This is a genomic window from Spirosoma panaciterrae DSM 21099 (assembly GCF_000374025.1).
Taxonomy (GTDB): domain Bacteria; phylum Bacteroidota; class Bacteroidia; order Cytophagales; family Spirosomataceae; genus Spirosoma; species Spirosoma panaciterrae.
In genome coordinates, this window is the sequence record NZ_KB893172.1 from 150,846 (window position 1) to 170,192 (window position 19,347).

Below are 19,347 nucleotides of genomic sequence, written 5' to 3' on the forward strand. Positions count from 1 at the left end.
CATAGGGTATGGGGGTAGGGGAGAGGGTGTTACCCCTTTCCCCACTGCTTACTCGTTCCGTAAACTCTTCACGGGGTTGGTCAGCGCGGCTTTGGCGCTTTGAAAACTGATGGTGAGCAGAGCAACGATCACAGCCAACAAGCCCGCTAAAGCAAAGAGCCACCAGGCAAGGTCAATTTTATAGGCGAAGGACTGAAGCCAGCTATGCATGAAATAGTAACCGATGGGAATGGCTACTACGATTGCGATCAGAACCAGTTTGAGGAAGTCGGTCGATAGCAGCGTCATCAGACTGACCACCGATGCGCCCAGCACTTTTCGGATTCCAATTTCTTTCGTCCGCATTTCGGCCGTAAACGTAGCCAGGCCGAACAACCCCAGGCAGGAGATCAGGACGGCAACCAACGCAAAGGCATTAAACAGGGTGGCGGTACGCGCTTCGGTCTTGTAGAGCCGGTCGAAGGTTTCGTCCAGAAACGTATACTCCAGCGGGCGGCTTGGTACCAGCTCAGTCCAGATTCGCTGAATGGCTTTAATAGCATCAGCCTCCTTGCTTGGTACAATTTTTACGTAAATGCCACTGCGCCAGCCCGATTTGTTGAATAGCACCAGTGGGCTAATCTCTTCGTGCAGGCTTTTGAAGTGGAAGTCCCTAACGACGCCCATTACCACACCCTTCAAATCCTGAAAATGGAATCGCTGCCCAACGACGGGTTTTCGTAGCTTGAATTTGCGGACAGCAGCTTCGTTCAGAATAACATTTTGCTCGTCGGCCGTATTATTTTCAGCGAACCAGCGCCCTTCGGCCATTTTCAGGTTGAAAACTTTCTGGTACGAAGGCTCGACCGAGATCTGACCGACGGTGGGCTGAAAATCGGCTGGGCGGCCATCCCAGTCGAGGCTGCCGCTGTGCGCACTTTTGATTTCGACGATGTTCTGGCTGGCAATGGTCGCTTCCTTAATGCTGGACTGTTGGAGCAACCGACTTTTCATAACCAGCGGATCAACTTTCGGCTGAACGTTCCAGGGAATAGTAAGAGACAGAATATGGTCGCGATCGTAACCCAGTTTTGTTGTGCGAATGAACTTGATTTGATAGTAAACGACCAGCGTGGCAATCAGGAATGCAATGGAAATGCTAAACTGGACAACCACTAAACTTTTGCGAAACAGGCTGTTAGAAGACCCCAGCACATTGAGACCTCGTATGGCCCGGACCGGCTGGAATGAAGACAGCAACATGGCTGGGTAAATGCCCGTCAGAATGATTGCCGTCAAGGCCGTACCCATCAGAACAGCCCATAGCGAGATACTGCCAAAGTTGATCGAAAACGTTTTGTTCGTCAGGCTATTAAATACGGGCAGAAAGCTATAAGTCAATACCAGCGCAATGCCCAGTGCTGCGGTGCACATCAGGATGGATTCCAGCATAAACTGGGCAAATAATTGTGAATGACCTGCCCCGATGATTTTCTTGACACCCACTTCTTTGGCCCGAATACTGGCGCGGGCTGTTGTCAGATTCACATAGTTGATACAGGCCATGAGCAGAATCGCCAGCGCCAGCCCGAAGAAGATATACACAGTTCGTCGGTCGCCCTGTTCGCTGCCGGATCGGTCGACAGTATCGAAGTGCATATCGTTCAGGGATTCCAGTTCGAGGGTGATGCTTGTATCGGGTTTCTTTGTTTTCTCGTCGGCTTTGGCAACCTGCACAAGCTGGGTCAGTTTTTTACTGACTTTCCGGGCATCGGCTCCGGGGCGGAGAACCAGGTAGGTTTCGTAGTTGAAATTGTTCCAGTTGTTCTCGTTTTTATACGTATTGGGGTTCGACAGGTGCGCCGATAAAGGGATCAGACAATCATACTGAAAGCTCGAATTGACGGGATTATCCTTAAAGACCGCCCGAACGACATAATCCAACGTATCGATGCGAACCAACTGACCAACCGCTCTGGCCGACCCGAACAGCCTGGTGGCCTTCGATTCGGCCAGGGCTAGGCTGCGCATGTTGCGGTTAAAATCGGTCAGACTCCCATCGACAAGTGAATAATCGAATACTGAAAACCAATTTTCATCGACGCAGGCCACTTTGGGTTCCTGAATCAATTGGCCCCCGATTTTCATCGTCAGCCCATTCCAGAAGGGTTTGGAAAGGCGGGTCAGTGTTTCCACGTCAGGCAACTGCTTAGCTAGTTCTGCCAGCGGGAGGGGTGTGGTAGACCAGTGCCAGGTTTCCTCTTTATTGACCTGATTATGCGTGATGACCGGATAGGTACGGGCCGATTTCGTGTGATAGCTATCAAAACTTAACTCGTTTTGGACCCACAGCAGAATAAGCACCGATGCCGCCATGCCGACAGCCAGACCTGTTACATTCAGCAAGCCAAATAGCTTGGTTTTTAGGAGATTACGAATAGCGAAGCGAAGCATAGGAAAAGGGGGGAATGGCAGAGGGCAGAGGGGTAAGGGCATAGGGTCACTCCGACACCTTACCCCATGCCCTTACCCCTCTGCCCTCTGCTATTTATTCCGTTTTAAGTGATTTAGCTGGATTGATCAAGGCTGCTTTTATGCTTTGGAAACTGACGGTCAACAACGCAATCCCTACGGCCAGCAGGCCCGCCAGCACAAACATCCACCACTGAATCTGTACTTTGTACTCATAGTCGGCCAGCCATTTATCCATCGCGTACCAGGCTATCGGTGAGGCAATCAGGATCGAGATGACTACCAGCCGCACAAAGTCTTTGGAAAGCAGGGCGACTACACTCAGTATAGATGCGCCCAGTACTTTGCGGATGCCAATTTCTTTGGTGCGTTGCTGGGCCGTAAACGTTGCCAGACCAATCAAGCCCAGGCACGAAATAATGATGGTCAGACCCGCAAACAGGCCCGAAAGGGTAGCAATCCGTTGTTCGTTATCGAATTTTCGGGCGTATTCCAGATCGATAAACTTGTAGTCGAACGGATATTCGGGATTGTATTTTTTGAAAATAGCCTCGGCTTTGCGCAGGTTCTGTTCGGTTGTATTGGCCGGATTCAGTTTGATATGCATGATACTGAGCCAGCCTTTACTGCCTTCGATGGCCATCGGTTTCGTCGGAAAGTAGGGCGACTGAAGAATAAAATCTTTGATAACCCCCACCACGTGCCAGTCGCGCCCGTTGTCTTGTACGACCTGCCCGATGGGCTTTTTGAAACCCATTAACTTGACGGCCGACTCGTTCAGAATCATCGCCGTGGAATCGCTGGGGTATTGTTTCAGATCGAAGTCGCGGCCCTGTACCAGTTGCAGTCCCGTTGTTTTAATCAGCTTGTCGTCGGCAACGTACCGATCAATAATGGTTTTATCATCTTTAGCTTTCCCGGCCCATTGGAACCCCCAGCTGTTGCTCCATCCCTGCGTCAGTGGGGCACTGGTTTTGCTGATCGAAACGGCTATCTGACCGTCCATCAACTCGTTCTTGATGAGTTCGTAGTTTTTGCCAATATCACCCGTCAGGCTGTGGTAAATTAGATTGTCTTTGGCATAGCCGATATTCCGGTCGCGGGCGTACTGAATCTGCTCACGAACAATAATGGTGCTGATGATCAGCATGACGGCGAAGGTGAACTGAAGAACAACCAGCACTTTCCGGGGCGTTATAAGCGCGTTGACCTTTCGGAAGTGGCCTTTTAACACGTTTACGGGTTTAAAGGACGAGAGGAAAAACGCTGGATATGAACCCGCCAGCAACCCGGCCACCAGCACAAAACCCATAAAAAAGACCCAGGCATATCCCTGGCTGTAGGGAACCGACAGCAGTTTGTCGGTCAGGGTGTTGAAGGCGGGTAAACTGGCCTGTACAATGCCAAGAGCGGCAATACCCGCCAGAAAGGCAATTAAAATAGACTCACCCAGAAACTGAGCAATCAATGAACCGCGCTGCGCTCCCGACGCTTTCCGAATGCCTACCTCTTTGGCTCGTTTCTCGCTGCGGGCCGTGCTGAGGTTCATGAAATTGATGCAGGCAATCAGCAGAATAAAGACGGCGATGAGGCCAAAGAGCTTGACAAAATCAATCAGGCCGCCGTTTTCTACTCCATGGGTAAAACTGGAGTACAGCCGCCACCGGCTCATGGGGTAGAGGAAAAATTCACCTTTCGGGTCGTCTTTGTCATACTGTTTACGCAGCAACTTTAACTTAGGCTCGATGGAGGCCAGTGTAGCCTTCGGTTTCAACTCGACGTAGGTTTGGGTTGAGTTATTGCCCCAATATTCGTCGTCGTTGCCATTCTGCCGATTGTAGGCCCAGGATAGTAAATACTCAAAGTTGAATCGGGTGTTGGTAGGCAGGTCTTTCAAGACACCAGTTATGGTGAAGAAGTCTTTATTGTTCAGCTTCACGGTACGACCCATAGGGTCGGCATTGCCGAACAGCTTTTGCGCCAGCTTCTCCGTAACGACAAGGGTATTGGCACCATTCAGCACCGTGGTCGGATTGCCTCGAAGCAAGGGAAAACTGAACATGCTTAGAAACGTTGAATCAACGACGTTGCCTTTCGCAACCAATCGTTTATCACCAACGGTAAAGAGCATGTCCTGGGTCCAGTCGACGCGGGCGGTGCGTTCTATTTCCGGGAAATCGTGGGTAAGCGTCTTCGCCAGTACCCTTGGTGTCGTATTCCAGCTTTCCAGTTTATTACTGAATATCGAACGATTCCAGGCTTCATAAATCCGGTCTTTCTTTTCATGAAACTGGTCGTAACTCAGTTCATGCTGAATCCAGAGAATAATCAGAATGGCGCTGGCCATACCAATCGACAGCCCAACGATGTTGATGGCCGAAAACCCTTTACTGCGCAGCAGATTTCGGAAAGCGATTTTGACGTAGTTGGTTAGCATAGGGCATAGGGGGTTGGGCATGGGGTAAGGGGCATGGGGTGAGGGGTAGGGTGTCGGAGTTACCCCATGCCCAACCCCCTATGCCATTCACTCCGTTTTCAGTGATTTGACTGGATTCATCAACGCGGCTTTTACGCTCTGGAAACTGACGGTGGCCAACGCAATGACAATGGCAATCAGGCCCGCCAGCGCGAAGAACCACCACGCAAGGTCAATCTTATAGGCAAAGCTTTGCAGCCATTGATTGGCTACGTACCAGGCAAGCGGGGTGGCAATCAGAATCGCAATGCCCACCAGTTTGAGGAAATCCTTGCTGAGTAGGGCAACAATACTGGCTACCGATGCGCCGAGAACTTTCCGAACCCCGATTTCTTTGGTCCGGGCTTCGGCGGCAAAAGCGGCCAGGCCGAACAAACCCATGCAGGCAATCAGTACCGCCAGTATGGTAAACGTGAGCAAGACCTGCCCCTGCTTCTGCTCAGCCTGATATTGTCTGGAGAAATTCTCATCCAGAAAATGGAAATCTAGCTCCGCATCAGGGTCAAAGTTTTGATAAACCGATTGGATGTAAGCCAGAGCTTCGGTCGTTTTAGCGGGCCGAATGCGTACATAGAGATTGTCTTTCTGGTCAGGGGCGGGCATTTGCAGCACCAGCGGCTCAATTTTATGCTGAAGCGAGTACGTATGGAAGTCCTTCACAACACCCACTACCCGTGCTTCGGCGGTTTGATCTTTGCCCAGAAAATACTTCACCCGTTTGCCCAGCGGATGCTGCCAGCCCAGTTTTTTGACCAGCGTTTCGTTAACCAGCACGGCACCAAACCCGTCGCTGATCGACTCCGTAAAGTTGCGGCCTTCCAGCAATTTGATCTGCATCGTGTTCAGATAGTCGGCATCGACCTGGAACGTTTGAACGATCTGCGTAGACGTTGGCATGGTGCCGTTCTGTTCGAAAAACATACCATTGGTGCCGATATTATTGTTGCCAATCGGATTGGTAGCCGCCGATACCTGCTCAATTAGCGGGCTCTTCCGAAGCTCTTCTTTCAGCGACTGAATCTGTTTACGAACGTCCTGGTTGTCGAGGTGGAAGGTTAATACCTGGTCTTTGTTGAATCCCAGGTCTTTATGCAGGAAATAGCCCATCTGTCGGTAAATTACCCACGAACAGGCAATCAGAACAACAGCGGCAACGAACTGGAAAACAACCAGTGCTTCACGAAACCGACTGCCCCCAAGTTTTAGACCCAGTCGGCCATTCAGGGCCACAACGGGCCGGAAGCCGGAGAGGAGGAAAGCTGGATAAAGACCACTGCCAACCCCGAGCAAAAGGGTGAAAACCACCACGACCAAAGCCGTTACCACAGGGCCGTATTGACTTATCGACAGCGATTTGCCCGCCAGCTCATTGAACAGCGGTAGGGCCACTCTGGCCAGTAAGAGCCCAACCAGACTAGCCAGAAACGCCATCAGCATCGACTCGGCCAGGAATTGGCTGATTAACTGATCGCGCCGGGAGCCAATCGCTTTCCGAACACCTACTTCGCGGGTACGGCTTATGGAACGGGCGGTGTAAAGGTTGACGTAATTGATACCGGCAATCAGTAAAATCAGCGCGGCTACTACGGCAAAGGTATAGATGGTGGTGCTGTTGCCATTAGGGCTAATTTCGTAATCCAGATGCGAATGGAGGTGAATCGACGTAATCGGCTGTAACTCCATCTGGTAGGTTAACTCACCCATTTCCCGTTTGAGGTATTTGGGAAAGAAAGAAGCCAGTTTGGGTTCCAGAGCTTTGTAATCACTGCCTTTGGTTAGCAGCAGGTACGTGTACAGCTCGAAGTTTTGCCATCCGTTGGTGAAATTGTCGGGCAGCGAACGCAGGGCACTAAACTGCAAATGAGAATTGGAAGGAATGTCGTCGATAACGCCCGTTACCTTGTTGGGGAAATGGTTGCTAAACTCGATGGTTTGTCCAACGGCTTTAGCGGCATCACCAAACAGCTTTTCGGCCAAACTTTTCGTCAGTACAATGCTCTGGGGTTCCGCTAAAGCGTGGGCTGGATCGCCGTACAGAAACGGGAAGGAAAAGACATCGAAGACCGTTTTATCGGCAAACATAATGTCGCCAACGTCCAGTTTTTTATCCTTGTAAGTAATCTGGCCACCCCCTTCGGGGTGAATCCGTACTGTTTTTTCAATGTCGGGGTATTCGGTCTTCAGGGCGTCGGCAAACGGGGCGGAGGTTGGCGCCAGTTGCAGATTGCCACCGGGCCAGTTGGCATAGTGAACGACCCGAACAATGCGGTCGGCATTGGTATGAAAACGGTCGTAGCTAAGCTCGTGGATGACATACAAGCCCATCAGCCCGACAGCAGCCAGCCCGATCCCCATACCCATAACGTTGAGGCTACTAAACAGGCGGTTCTTCCAAAGGTTCCGCAACGCAATTTTGAGGTAGTTCCTGATCATGACCGGCGTTTCTTGTTAAGATAACAGCTAATACTACAAATACATGACCAAATCGTTTTCTGTGTTATATGTTGCTTATTGTCAGGGTTTTTGCCTTTTTAGTGCAAAACGGTCTTGTCCGCAAACGGACGGTTGGTAGTCGTTTACGGACAGTCCGAACCGGGATTTATGGGATTTGACGGACCAACTTTGATTTTTTTTAACAGCCTTCTTCGAAGGCATAATCAAAGTCGGTCCGTCAAATCCCATAAATCCCGGTTCGGACTACTCGCTGCGCAAGCTTTTGACGGGGTTGGTTATGGCGGCTTTCAGGCTTTGGTAAATAACCGTAGCCCAGCAGATCAGTAGGGTGAGTACACAGGCGGCTACGAAAACCCATACACCAATATCGGTTTTGAAGGGGAAGTTCTGCAGCCATTTGTACATCGAATACCAGGCAATCGGAATGGCGATGGGGAACGAGAAAAGCACCAGTTTCGTAAAGTCTTTCGACAGTAGCACCACCACACTCGCTACCGACGCGCCCAGCACTTTTCGGACACCAATTTCTTTCACCCGCTGTTCGGTGGTAAACGTTGCCAGTCCAAACAGTCCCAAACAGGCAATCAGGATGGTCAGCATCGAAAACGCCGTGAAAATGCGGCCCCATAGTTCATCCGCTTCGTAGGCCGACGCAAAATCCTGATCCAGAAAGCGGTATTCAAACAGTTTGTCGGGATAGGTTTCGCGCCATTTCTGACCAATAAAGGCGATTGTTTGCTCCACATTCTGCGGTTGTATCTTGATGTGAATTACTGGGTTGGCCCGACGGCACAGAATAATCAGCGGCTCGATCGGGTTGTAGAGCGACTGCTGATGGAAGTCTTTCACGACGCCGATCACCTGGGCTGTGGGAGGGCTTGGCTGTCCATTTTGCGGCAGACCACCCAGAAGCACTTTTTTGCCCAGTGGCTCCTTCCAGCCCATCCGTTGTACGGCAGCCTGATTCACAATGACGGAGTTGAGCGTATCGGCCGGGATTTTCTCTGAAAAATTGCGGCCTTGCACGATTTTCATGCCCATCGTCTGGAGATAATCATAATCGACCTGTACAGGCTTGAACCCCATCTCTTTCAGACCCGTATTCGACTCGACCGTGAAAATAACCCGCCCGCCGATGTTGCTGGCTGGCGAAGAAGATGAAGCTACCGCTCGAATATTTGGATTGGTCAGTAGATTGTTTTTGAGAGAGTAGAAGCTTTCCCGGGGCTGTCGGTCTTGATAGTTGATGGTCAACACCTGCTCGCGGTCGTACCCCAGATCATGGTTGCGCATGAAATTCAACTGCTTATACACAATCCAGGTGCAAATGAGCATGATGAGGGAGATCGAAAACTGAGCCACCACCAATGCTTTTCGGAAGAAACTACCGCCTTTGGCATTGAACGATCCTTTAAGCACAGCCGCCGGTTCGAAAGCCGACAAGTAAAACGCTGGGTAGCTGCCGCTGATAAAACCCGTAAAGACAACAATGGCCAGGGCTATCAGCAAAAACTGTGGTCGCAACAGCTCAACAAAGTGAATGTCTTTACCGGAAACGCTATTGAAAAAGGGGAGTAGAATCAACACCAGAATCAGGCTGGAAGTCAAGGCCAGTACCGTCATCAGCACCGACTCCGTCAGAAATTGAGCCATCAGTCTGCTCCGTAGCGATCCCATCACTTTCCGAAGGCCAACCTCCTTGGCTCGTTTGGCCGAACGGGCCGTTGCCAGATTCATGTAGTTGATACTCGCAATCAGGAGCATAAAGAAGGCAACCGCACTGAACGTATAGACATACCCGATATTGCCGTTCGACTCGCCTTCCATGTTCGAATACAAGTGGATACGCGTGAGGGGTTGGAGTTCGTAGGTCACCTTGATGCCCATCCGTTTGAAGATCGGCCCAATGTATTTGTCGTATACCTGCGGAAATTTGCTGACCAGTATGTTGGTATCGAAATGTTCGGGCAGCACCAGATAGCTGTAAATGTAAAAACCACCCCAGACCGTAGCCGCCTGCCGTTCATTCTGGCCGGTCGACAGGAGCGCGTTGAAAGTAAAGTGTGAGTTTTTGGGAATGTCTTCCAGTACACCCGTCACTTTATAAAACGTCGTATCGTTCGTTTGTAGGGATTGTCCCAGCGCACTTTTGGACCCGAAAAATTTCTGGGCGGCTGTTTGTGTCAGAACTACACAACCGGGTTGGTCCAGCGCCGTCTTGGGATCGCCTTCGACAAACTTGTAGCTGAATACATCGAACACCGTGGAGTCGGCCGAATAGACATTCTCTTCGTAAAACCGCTTCTCGCCCTGCCGAAACATCATCCGCCCGTAGGGGAAGAACCGCACGTAATTCTTGACGAATGGGTAATCTTTCTTCAGCGTAGGGGCCAGCGCCGGTTGGGTGCTACTCCAGCGGTTCACTTTATCCGGCTCGGTAATGTGCGAAACGATTCGGTAAATCTGCGAAGCATTGGCCTGATACCGATCGTAGCTCAGCTCGTCGGTTACGTAGAGCAGAAGAAGTAATCCACAGGTGACCCCAATGGTCAGACCCAGAATGTTGATAAGGCTGTAGAATTTGTCTTTGCGCAAATTCCGCCAGGCGATTTTGAGATAATTAAGGAGCATAGGAATAAGGGCATAGGGGTAGGGGCATAGGGTGTAGTGATTTGGCACCGGAGATACCCCATGCCCGTATCCCCATGCCCTAGGCTATTCGCTCCGCAAAGACGTAACCGGATTCTGGAATGTTGCTTTAAGCGACTGATACGAAACGGTAATGAGCGTAATAAGGGTGGAAATCAGGATGGTTATGCCAAAGAACCACCATTCTAACTGAATCCGGTAGGTGTAATCCTGCAACCAGGCACGCATCAGCCACCAGCCCAACGGTGCTGCCAGCCCAAAACCGAGCAAAATAAGGCGGCCAAACTCCCGGCCAAACAGCCACAGAATTTGAAATGTGCTGGCCCCCAGTGTTTTGCGAACCCCGATCTCCTTTGTTTTCGACTCGGCCATGAACGATACCAGCCCATATAAACCCAGGCAACCAATCAGAATGGCGATCAGGGAGAATACCTGCGCAAAACTCAGCATGATGGTTTCGGCAGTATAAAAGCGGTCCAGAATCTCATCCATAAACTGATACCGGAATACCTGCTCCGGGAATAAACCATTCCAGGCCGCTTCCACCTGCTTCACCGTTTCGGGGAGGTTGGTAGACCGTAGTTTCAAAGCCGCCATCCGGTTTTCGGAGAAATTCTGAAAAATTACTGTTGGCGTTACACCCCTTCGCAGTGAGTTGACATGAAAATCCTTTACTACACCGACAATCGTATGATTGGCTTCCCAAACATTGATCTGTTTGCCCAGGATTTCATCGGTCGATTTGAGTCCTAACAGTTTCACCATCATCTCATTCACAATGATTTCGTGAGCCGTGGTGTCGTTGGTTCGGAAATTACGACCTGCCAGCAGTTTCAGATCGAACAGCGGCACGTAGCGACTGTCGCCTACTTTGGTTTTGGTTTCAAATTTTTCGGGTTCCGTTCGGTTGTCGTACGTAAACGAGGTTTCGTTGATCATGGAAGAGGCTGGTGGGGCATTGCCGATAGCTACATCCTGAACAGCACCAATCTGACGTAGTTTATCCCGAAGCGTCTCCTGTTTGAGCGGATCGGTGCTCGGAACCGGAATGGTCAGAACGGTTTCTCTGGTAAAACCCAGATCCATTGTGCGTACATACCGGAGTTGCGCCATGATGACCAGTACGCCGATGACAAACAGTTGGGTGATGAAAAACTGAACCACCACCAACCCGCGCCGGACCGACATGCCGCCTACCTGTGAAGTGGTCATGGTTCGGCGCAGGGCAGCTATGGGGTTAAAGCCTGACAAAATGAACGACGGGTAAAAACCCGCCAACCCGATCACAGCTCCAATCAGCAGCATAAACAGGGCTAAATAGGTTGGTTGCAGGAGGGTAGTGAGCGAAAAGGCAGGATTGAAAACAGCCATCGCTTTGTTGACCATCGGCAAACTGGTCTGAGCCAATCCCAGGGCCACCGCTACGGCAGTCAGCGTAATAAGGGCCGTTTCGGTCATAAACTGCCCAAACAACTGAGCCCGTGTACTGCCCATCGCTTTCCGCACGCCCACTTCTTTCGACCGTCGAAGGGCATGGGCGGTAGCCATGTTGATGAAGTTGATGCAGGCTGCCAGGAGCAGAAACAGCCCAACCGCCCCTAAGGCATAGAGCAAAGGGCGTTGCATTCGGCCGCCGTAGTTGAGGTTGAAATGAACGTCGTTTAGCGGCTGGGCGTGAAAATGGTAGATTTTGGCCGATTCTGCGGTATAGTGCTGTTTAGTAAGAGCCGGAAAAACAGCCTCCAGTCGACTGACGGCTGTGCCTTCTGGTAGAGTGACATACGTCATTTCTTCGCTGTCGAGATTCTCCCAGTTCTGGAACGACTCGGCAACGTCTTTGCTCAGACTCGGAACGGTGCTATAGGAAATGTATACTTCATCGCTCAGGTTCGTAGCGGTTGGGTGGTCTTTCAATACGCCGGTTACGGTCAGGTTCAACTGGTTGTCGAGCCGGAGCGTTCGGCCAATCGGGTTGCTGTCTCCGAAGTATTTATGGGCGTATTTCTCGGTCAACACGACGGAGTTGGGCCGGGTCAGTGACGACGTTGGGTTGCCCGTCTGCCATTGAAAATCAAAAACATTGAACAACTGCGGGTCGACGAAACCAACCGTTCGGTCTTCCTGGAATTTTTTGAGAAGGCTCCCTTTGGCATCCGGTAAGCTGAGCAGGCAACTCCGCACCCGTTTGATTCGGGCTACATTTTCGATAAACGGATAATCCCGACGCAACACGTCGGCCATCGCCTTCGGCGTACCCCGCGAATAGGTGACGTTTTCATGCGATAGTTCGGTGACGATTCGATAAGTCCGGTCTGCTTTCTGGTGGTAAGTGTCGAAGCTAAGCTGAAAACCGACGACCAGAAAAATCAGGATGCCGCAGGTCATGCCAACCGCCAGCCCAACAATGTTCAGGAGGCTATACGTCCGGTAGCGAAGTAGCGTTCGAAGGGTAATGGTTAAATAGTTTTGAAGCATGGGAAGATAGGAGGAAAGGGAAGAAGGGGACGAAAGGGAGGAAGGAGTTGAACGGAAGTCTTTTTCTCCCTTTCGTCCCCTTCTTCCCTTTCCTCCTTCTATTCCGTTTTCAATGATTTCACCGGATTCATCAGGGCTGCTTTTATACTTTGGAAACTGACCGTGACGAGGGCAATGCCTACCGCCAGCACACCAGCCAGGGCGAACATCCACCATTCGATGTCGATCTTATATGGAAAGTCGGATAGCCACTTCGTCATGATATACCAGGCAACTGGCGAGGCAATGACCAAAGCGACGAGGACCAGTTTAACGAAATCGACCGAGAACAGGCCGAAAATATGCGCTGTCGATGCCCCCAGCGTTTTGCGAATGCCAATCTCTTTCGTGCGGGATTCGGCCATGAAGGCCACCACACCATACAGGCCCAGACAGCCAATGAAAATGGCTATACCCGCCAGCAATCGAAAGAGGGAGAAGAAACGCTCTTCGCCTTTGTAAAAATCGGCCAGGCGTTGGTCCAGAAATTCGTAGTTGAACATAAAGTCGGGATAGACGGCGCTCCAGTTGGTTTCGACCTGACGGATCAAGCGACTGATGGCTTCTGTACCACCCTGTTGGGTCGATAGCTTGATACCCAGCGAATGATACGCACTACGACGGGGAGCCAGTATGCAGGGGTTCGTTTCCTGGTGCAATGAGAAGGTGTTAAAGTCATGAACGACGCCCACTACCTGTTTTCTGGGGTTGTTGCCTCCGGCAATGGTAATGTATTTGCCCAGAATCTGTTGCGGGCTGCGGAGGCCCAGCTTTTTAACCAGCGACTCATTCACGATTAAATCCCGCGCGGTGTCGCCGGGCTGATACATCCGTCCGGCAATCAGTTTGAGGCCATACGTACTGAAATAAGCCGTATCGGCATAGCGCATTACCACACCAAAGTCAGCATCTTTGTCGGCGTTTTCGTAGCGGATACCTGTCCACCAGTTCCCGTCGGCCGATGGGATCGAAATGCCATAACTCAGTGATTTTACGTTCGGCAGTTGGGCGATTTCGGACTGAAGCTGCTCCAGTTGCCCCGGTTTACGTTCGGGGATGTTGACCGTTAGTACAGCCTCTTTATTATAGCCCAGGTCGGCCGAGCGGAAATACTTCATCTGGCTATAGGCGACGATGGTGCCAATAACCAGTATCTGCGAAATGGCAAACTGAAATACGATCAGGCTCCTGCGCAGGGTGAGCTGCCCGCTACCTGCCCTACTAATTTTACTCCGCAACGCCTGCACCGGCTGATAGCCCGACAGCACTAAGGCCGGGTAAAAACCAGCCAGTAAGGTTGTCAGAATAGCCAGTAAAATAACGAAGCCAATTACCGTAGGATCGAACAGCGTCAGCGCATCCGCTTTGATGTCCAGCAGTTCCGACACATAGGGCAACGATTGTGAAGCAACCCCAAACGCCAGGACGATAGCCAATACGGCAAGCACCCCCGTTTCGCTTAGAAACTGGCGTACTAACTGCATGCGCGAACTGCCCAGTACTTTCCGAACGCCCACCTCTTTGGCCCGTCGAATGGCTTGTGCCGTAGCCAGATTGATGAAGTTAATGCAGGCTGTAAAGAGGATAAACAGGCCAATCAGCGCCATAGCCCAGATCATCTGCTTGCTCACGGTGCGCCCGGCTGCATTCTCCGTGCGGGTATCGGAATGGATACTGGTTAGCGGCTGTAGCTCATATTGGAGTTCACTAGCCTCCTCAGGCTTCATGTATTTTTTCACGAAAGGGACCAACTGAGCTTCCAGTTGCGTTGAGGTGACCTGATTGGGTAGCGTCAGGTAAATATGTGCCCCACTGTATGTAGACCCCCAGTCATCCCACCCACCGTTGACACCGTATTGTTTAAGGGATGCAAAGGACAACAGCACGTCAAATGGTACACTTGTAGTAACGGGTGGATTCTGGATAATGCCCGTTACGGTAAAGTCCATTTTATTCTCTACCCGGATGCTTTTGCCCATGGGGTCGGCATCACCGAAGTATTTATGCGCGATGGCTTCCGAAAGCACCACTGTGTTCGGATTTTTAAGGGCGGTTTGTGGATTGCCTTTCTGCCACTGGTAATCGAAAATATGGAAGTATTCGGGCTCGATGAAGGCAATCACACCACCAGGCTCCTGAAATTTGCTGGCTTTTTTGTCGTTCACCTTGACCAGACCGTCATACAGGCCATACGCCATCGTGACCTGATGCTTCAGTTCGGGGAAGTCGTTGCGTAGGGCCGCCAGGGCCGGTAAGGGGATACCTACGTTACGCCCTTCATCTTCCGATTTTTTATTGTACGAAACGAGTCGATACGTATGGTCGGCGTTGGTATTATGTCGGTCGTAACTCAGCTCATGCCGGATCGCCAGGAACAGAATCAGGCAGCAGGCCAGCCCAAACGTTAAGCCCAGAACATTAATAACCGTATAGTTCCAGTTGCGTCGAAGCGCACGAAGAGCCGTGGTGAAATAGTTTTTTAGCATAGCAGAGCAAGGAAGGAAACAAGGGTTGCTTTCTTGGCTTATCTTCTTTTGGTTTATATAGCCCCAAATGGTGTACCATAAAATTAAGGGGTTTATTGTCAGGTATTTATGTTTGTTTGTTGGCCATAAGTGTCCGCAAACGGACGGTTGCCCATTCGTTTGCGGACAGGTAGTGAGCGCGCATGCCGTAACGGCTTACTCAACCACTAGTTTTTTGGTTAACTGGGCTGAATGGCTCTGCACCATTACCAGATACAGACCGGGTGCCAGCTTGTTCAGCGTTAATTCCTGATTCGGTGTTGTTAGCGTTAACTGGTGCTGGTGAAGCGGATGGCCCTGTAAATCCGTAAGGCGGACTGTAACCTCTTCGTCGACCGCAAAACCAGTAAACAGCAGTTGCAGATGGAGTTGCTGACCACGCACTGGATTCGGGAAGAGCCCTACGGTTGGTTCGAATTCGGGTTTGGACGCAGCTACCCGGGCCGATGCCGTACGGGTTGTCAGTTGGAGATTATCGATGTAGTAGGTGCTCAACCCACCGCCCGTATCCTGAATATACAGGTCGCGCAAGGTGGCAGGATTGCCAAGTGCCGACAGCGGCACATTGACCAGCGTCCAGCTATTGACAGTAGGTCGCACCGAATAGGTTTTGTAATTGTCGTTGATCATTACATCGAATTTCTGCCCACCCGATGCGCCACCGTGTACCCAGAATTGCAGGTAGGTATAGGCCGACAGATTGACCGGGGTTTCAGGGTGCAGGTAGAGCCCGCCCCATCCCGCCGTGTATTGAACCGCCAGCGACCGACTCCCCACTTTTACAGGTGTGGTATTGGTGTAGGTGCGGGTTGTGCTCCATGACCAGTCATACCAGTTGGCTTTCAGCGCATCGTCGTAAATCAGGTACGCATTGGGATCGGGTGTGGTAGAACAGTTCGATACACTGACCGGAACGCTGGCTGTGTACGATTGCCCGTTGCTCACGACCGTTAACCGATACAAACCCGTGTCGGCTGTAGTCGCATTAGGTACCGTCGGATTCGCAACCGATGCCGTAAACCCGTTCGGGCCAACCCAGTTGTATGTAGCGCCACTCGTTACATTCGCCGTCACGGCCGATAAACTAACCGACTGACCGGCACAGACCGGGCTATTGCTACTGGCACTGACCGAGACGGGTGGAGTGGATGTATCGCTCGTCGAAGCCGCTAACATCAGTTGGTCGATGTACCATGCAGGTAGCGTTTTGCCCGTTACGTCCTGAATGAAGATGTCGCGCAATGTGGTTGGGTTACCGAACGAGGCAAATGGGACCACCACCTGCGTCCACTGGTTGGCAGTAGTGCTGAACTCATACGAACCACTGCTGTTGATAACTACCTGCATCCGATGCCCACCCGTTGTGCCACCGTGTACCCAAAATGTGAGGTATGGGTATGGGCTGAGCGTAATGGCGTCGTTCGGATGTAGATACAACGCTCCCCAACCCGACGTGTACTGAACAGCCAGTGATTTCGCACCACTATAAACCGGACTTGTGTTGCTGTAATTCCGGGTTGTACTCCACGACCAGTCGGACCACCCGGCTTGCAATACATCTTCGTAAATGATGAGCGAATTGCCTGAGGGGATTGGCGTTGTCCCGGTAACGGATACAACCGTAGTCGTAGTGGTACTACAGCCATTTTGTCCTACGGTGAGTGTATAGGTTCCTGCCGTTGCCGGAGTCACATTCGGAATAGTCTGGTTGGGGCTGTTGGCGCTGTAGTTGTTTGGCCCCTGCCAACTATAGCTGGCTCCGGCTCCCGCATCGGCTGCACTCAACGTCAGCGTTTGCCCGGAGGCTACGGGGGTATTGCTTGACGCTACAGCCGTTGGCGTTGGATTAACCGTTACGTTCACGCTCAGGATTCTGGGCGCTTCCGATGGAATGGTTACCGTTACCGAATAGGTGCCTGTGGCGGTCGTTGACACGTTGGTCAGTGATGGATTGGCGATCGTTGAGCTAAAGCCGTTTGGGCCATTCCATTGGTAAGTCGATCCGGCGGGTGCACCACTGACAGTTAGGAACAATGTCTGACCCGGACATAGCGGACTGTTGCTGCTTACGGTTACGTTCGAGGCAGGTGGGGTATCGCTCGATGCACTGGTGAAGTAGGCGACCAGGAAGGTATACCCTGCCTGGTTGTAAATAGCTGGTTCAGAAATTTCCCACGAGGGTTCTGGATACGATGTGTTCCAGTTGCGATAGGCTTTCATCGGCGGCTGTCCTTTCGGTGGGGTAGCTGACCCAGAATAGTTCTGATTCGGTCCACCCACAATGTAACCCGGTGGTGGCCCATACTGCGACGAGGCTCCGTCATACCGCGCCGACCCATCCCGAAACCAACTGTGGTAAAACTCATCGACGCTATTGTCGCCCCCAGCATTGGCTCCCCGGCTGCCCATGTTGCTCAGGTAAATCCAGGCTAGGGGATTCCGACCGTGGAAATAGTGCAGGTATTCTTCGGCAATCTCCTTGTACAGAGTGGCCTTGCCCGGATTAACCCCCAGTTCCACGGATAGAATCGGAATCATGGCCCAGAGCGCTTTTTGCAGGTTTGACCCCCAGGTGTAATGTCCGCTCCACATAAAACCGAGGTATGGATCGAGCTTCTGGTTATAATACGACTCGATAAACCAGTCCATCGTGTTCTGATAACGGGTTTTGATCTCCGACACAATGGAAGGATTGGCCCCGGCTGCTTTGGCATAAACATAATAAGCCCGGTTCAACTCCCAGCAAAGCGACGCATCCAGATAGTTGCTCGAAAATGGGTGGAAGTTGTTTTCGCTGGTGCCGTTAACGTCGTTGTACGAGGCTTCAAAAAACGACTTGTATTTGCTCGTTCCAGTGGTGGCAAACAGTTCGGCAGCCGCAGCTACCCGTCGCCGTTTGTCGTCGCGGACATCAGAACCCGCATCGGCAGCCGCCATCGAAGCGCCATCCTTGCCGGAAGCAGGCTGCATGGTTGGATTGGCTTCGAGGTAATTCCAGGCGTTTTCGGCGGCTGACCGTAGGGTGTTGGCGTAGTTCGGATAAGCTCCGTTGTAGCTGCCATACAGCCGGGCGGCATGGGCCATTACGGCAGCAAACGTTGCCGTTGCCCAGGTCGTTACGTTGGTGTAGTAACGGGGCTGAGTGTCGGTCGATGGGTCGTCGGTGCCGTTTTCGTAGCTGGTCACGGTCACGCGGTTGTGAACTCCTCCGTTGCTTTCCTGCATACGCAGCATCCAGTCCAGTTCCCACTTCAGTTCATCCAGCATGTCGGGTACGCCGTTCCCTGATTCGGGGATATTGGTATTGTCCGTAAAGGCCGACGGACGTAGTTCGAAACCGAGCATCAGATTCCAGAGTGTGTGGTTCAAAAACGGGATGTACTTGTTATAGTCACCCGCATCGTACCAGCCTCCTGTCACGTTTCGTTGCGTACCCGCTTGCGCAGACGTCGTGTACAGCAAGGCGTTGGCATCCTGCATATGTGCAGGCGCATGCGTCCAGTTGGCTCCATACTGAGCCGGAATGCCCGTTCCCGACCGCTGGTAGTAGAACGTACGGGTCGATGCCTTGAGCGCAGCCGCGTAAATGTCGTTCCGAAGCTCAAAATCATACGACCGAAGGTTTGTGGCCGGATCATAGACGTAGTACGTTCCCGGCGTCGTCAGGCTCGAAAAGTCACCATGCCAGACTTTGTCGCCTGAGTCGGTATGCGTGTTGCCCCCATTCCATTGCACCACGTTTCCCGTAAATACGGCGACATGATCGGCCGACCGACGTACCTGAAACTGACTACCGGGCGAATACGGCGTTCCGGCATTTTGTCCCGTTATGGGATTGGCAAAAACCACCACCTTTTTCGCCGATGGTCGCCAGCCAAACTGATCGACAATAATCTGTTTACTGACCGATTGTGCCTGAGTGGCCGTTGTCAGTAAAACACTCCCGATGAGCCAGCTCAGATAGAGCCAGTCTTTCCATCGGGTACCCATAAACAATCTGTTCATGTTACCTGCTGTTTAAATTAGTTAAGTCAGCAAGGTAGATGGTTGCCGTAGGGGCTAAAAAGGGTAACCTGGTTGAACCGTCAGATTCGGGATTTGGATTGGGTGAAAGAGAGGAGGGAAGGGAAGAAGGGGGAAGAGAGGGAAGAAGGGGAAGAGAGGGAAGAAGGGGAAGAAGGGGAAGAGAGGGGGTAAGGGGAAGAGAGGGAGGAGAGGGAAGAAAGGGAAGAAAGGGAAAAAAAGTTGGACGCGTAATCCTTCCGTCCCTCTCTTCCC

General features: G+C 51.7%; 7 protein-coding genes. All 7 read right to left on the bottom strand.

The window, feature by feature from the left end; genetic code table 11:
- Nucleotides 1-48: 48 nt before the first annotated feature.
- The 7 genes from B153_RS0100650 to B153_RS0100680 all read right to left on the bottom strand — a co-directional run bounded on the left by B153_RS0100650 (nucleotide 49) and on the right by B153_RS0100680 (nucleotide 19,074).
- Nucleotides 49-2,433, bottom strand: coding sequence for an ABC transporter permease (locus tag B153_RS0100650; RefSeq protein WP_020594715.1), 2,385 nt, complete (start codon nucleotides 2,431-2,433; stop codon nucleotides 49-51).
- A 94-nt stretch (nucleotides 2,434-2,527) separates the two neighbouring features.
- Complete coding sequence (locus B153_RS0100655) at nucleotides 2,528-4,888, bottom strand: ABC transporter permease (protein WP_020594716.1); 2,361 nt, start codon at nucleotides 4,886-4,888, stop codon at nucleotides 2,528-2,530.
- 87 nt (nucleotides 4,889-4,975) lie between these two features.
- Nucleotides 4,976-7,360 carry an ABC transporter permease gene (locus B153_RS0100660; protein WP_020594717.1) on the bottom strand — a complete coding sequence of 795 codons (2,385 nt, stop codon included), beginning with the start codon at nucleotides 7,358-7,360 and terminating at the stop codon, nucleotides 4,976-4,978.
- A gap of 264 nt (nucleotides 7,361-7,624) precedes the next feature.
- Nucleotides 7,625-10,012 carry an ABC transporter permease gene (locus B153_RS0100665; RefSeq protein WP_020594718.1) on the bottom strand — a complete coding sequence of 796 codons (2,388 nt, stop codon included), beginning with the start codon at nucleotides 10,010-10,012 and terminating at the stop codon, nucleotides 7,625-7,627.
- A gap of 84 nt (nucleotides 10,013-10,096) precedes the next feature.
- Nucleotides 10,097-12,505 (bottom strand): ABC transporter permease, encoded by a 2,409-nt coding sequence (locus B153_RS0100670; protein WP_020594719.1) that lies wholly within the window; start codon nucleotides 12,503-12,505, stop codon nucleotides 10,097-10,099.
- 98 nt (nucleotides 12,506-12,603) lie between these two features.
- The gene (locus B153_RS0100675; protein ID WP_020594720.1) at nucleotides 12,604-15,030 is read right to left on the bottom strand and encodes an ABC transporter permease; all 2,427 of its coding nucleotides are present in this window, start codon (nucleotides 15,028-15,030) and stop codon (nucleotides 12,604-12,606) included.
- 195 nt (nucleotides 15,031-15,225) lie between these two features.
- A complete protein-coding gene (locus B153_RS0100680; protein WP_083928151.1) occupies nucleotides 15,226-19,074 on the bottom strand; it encodes a glycoside hydrolase family 9 protein in 3,849 nt (1,282 codons plus the stop codon).
- Nucleotides 19,075-19,347 lie beyond the last annotated feature (273 nt).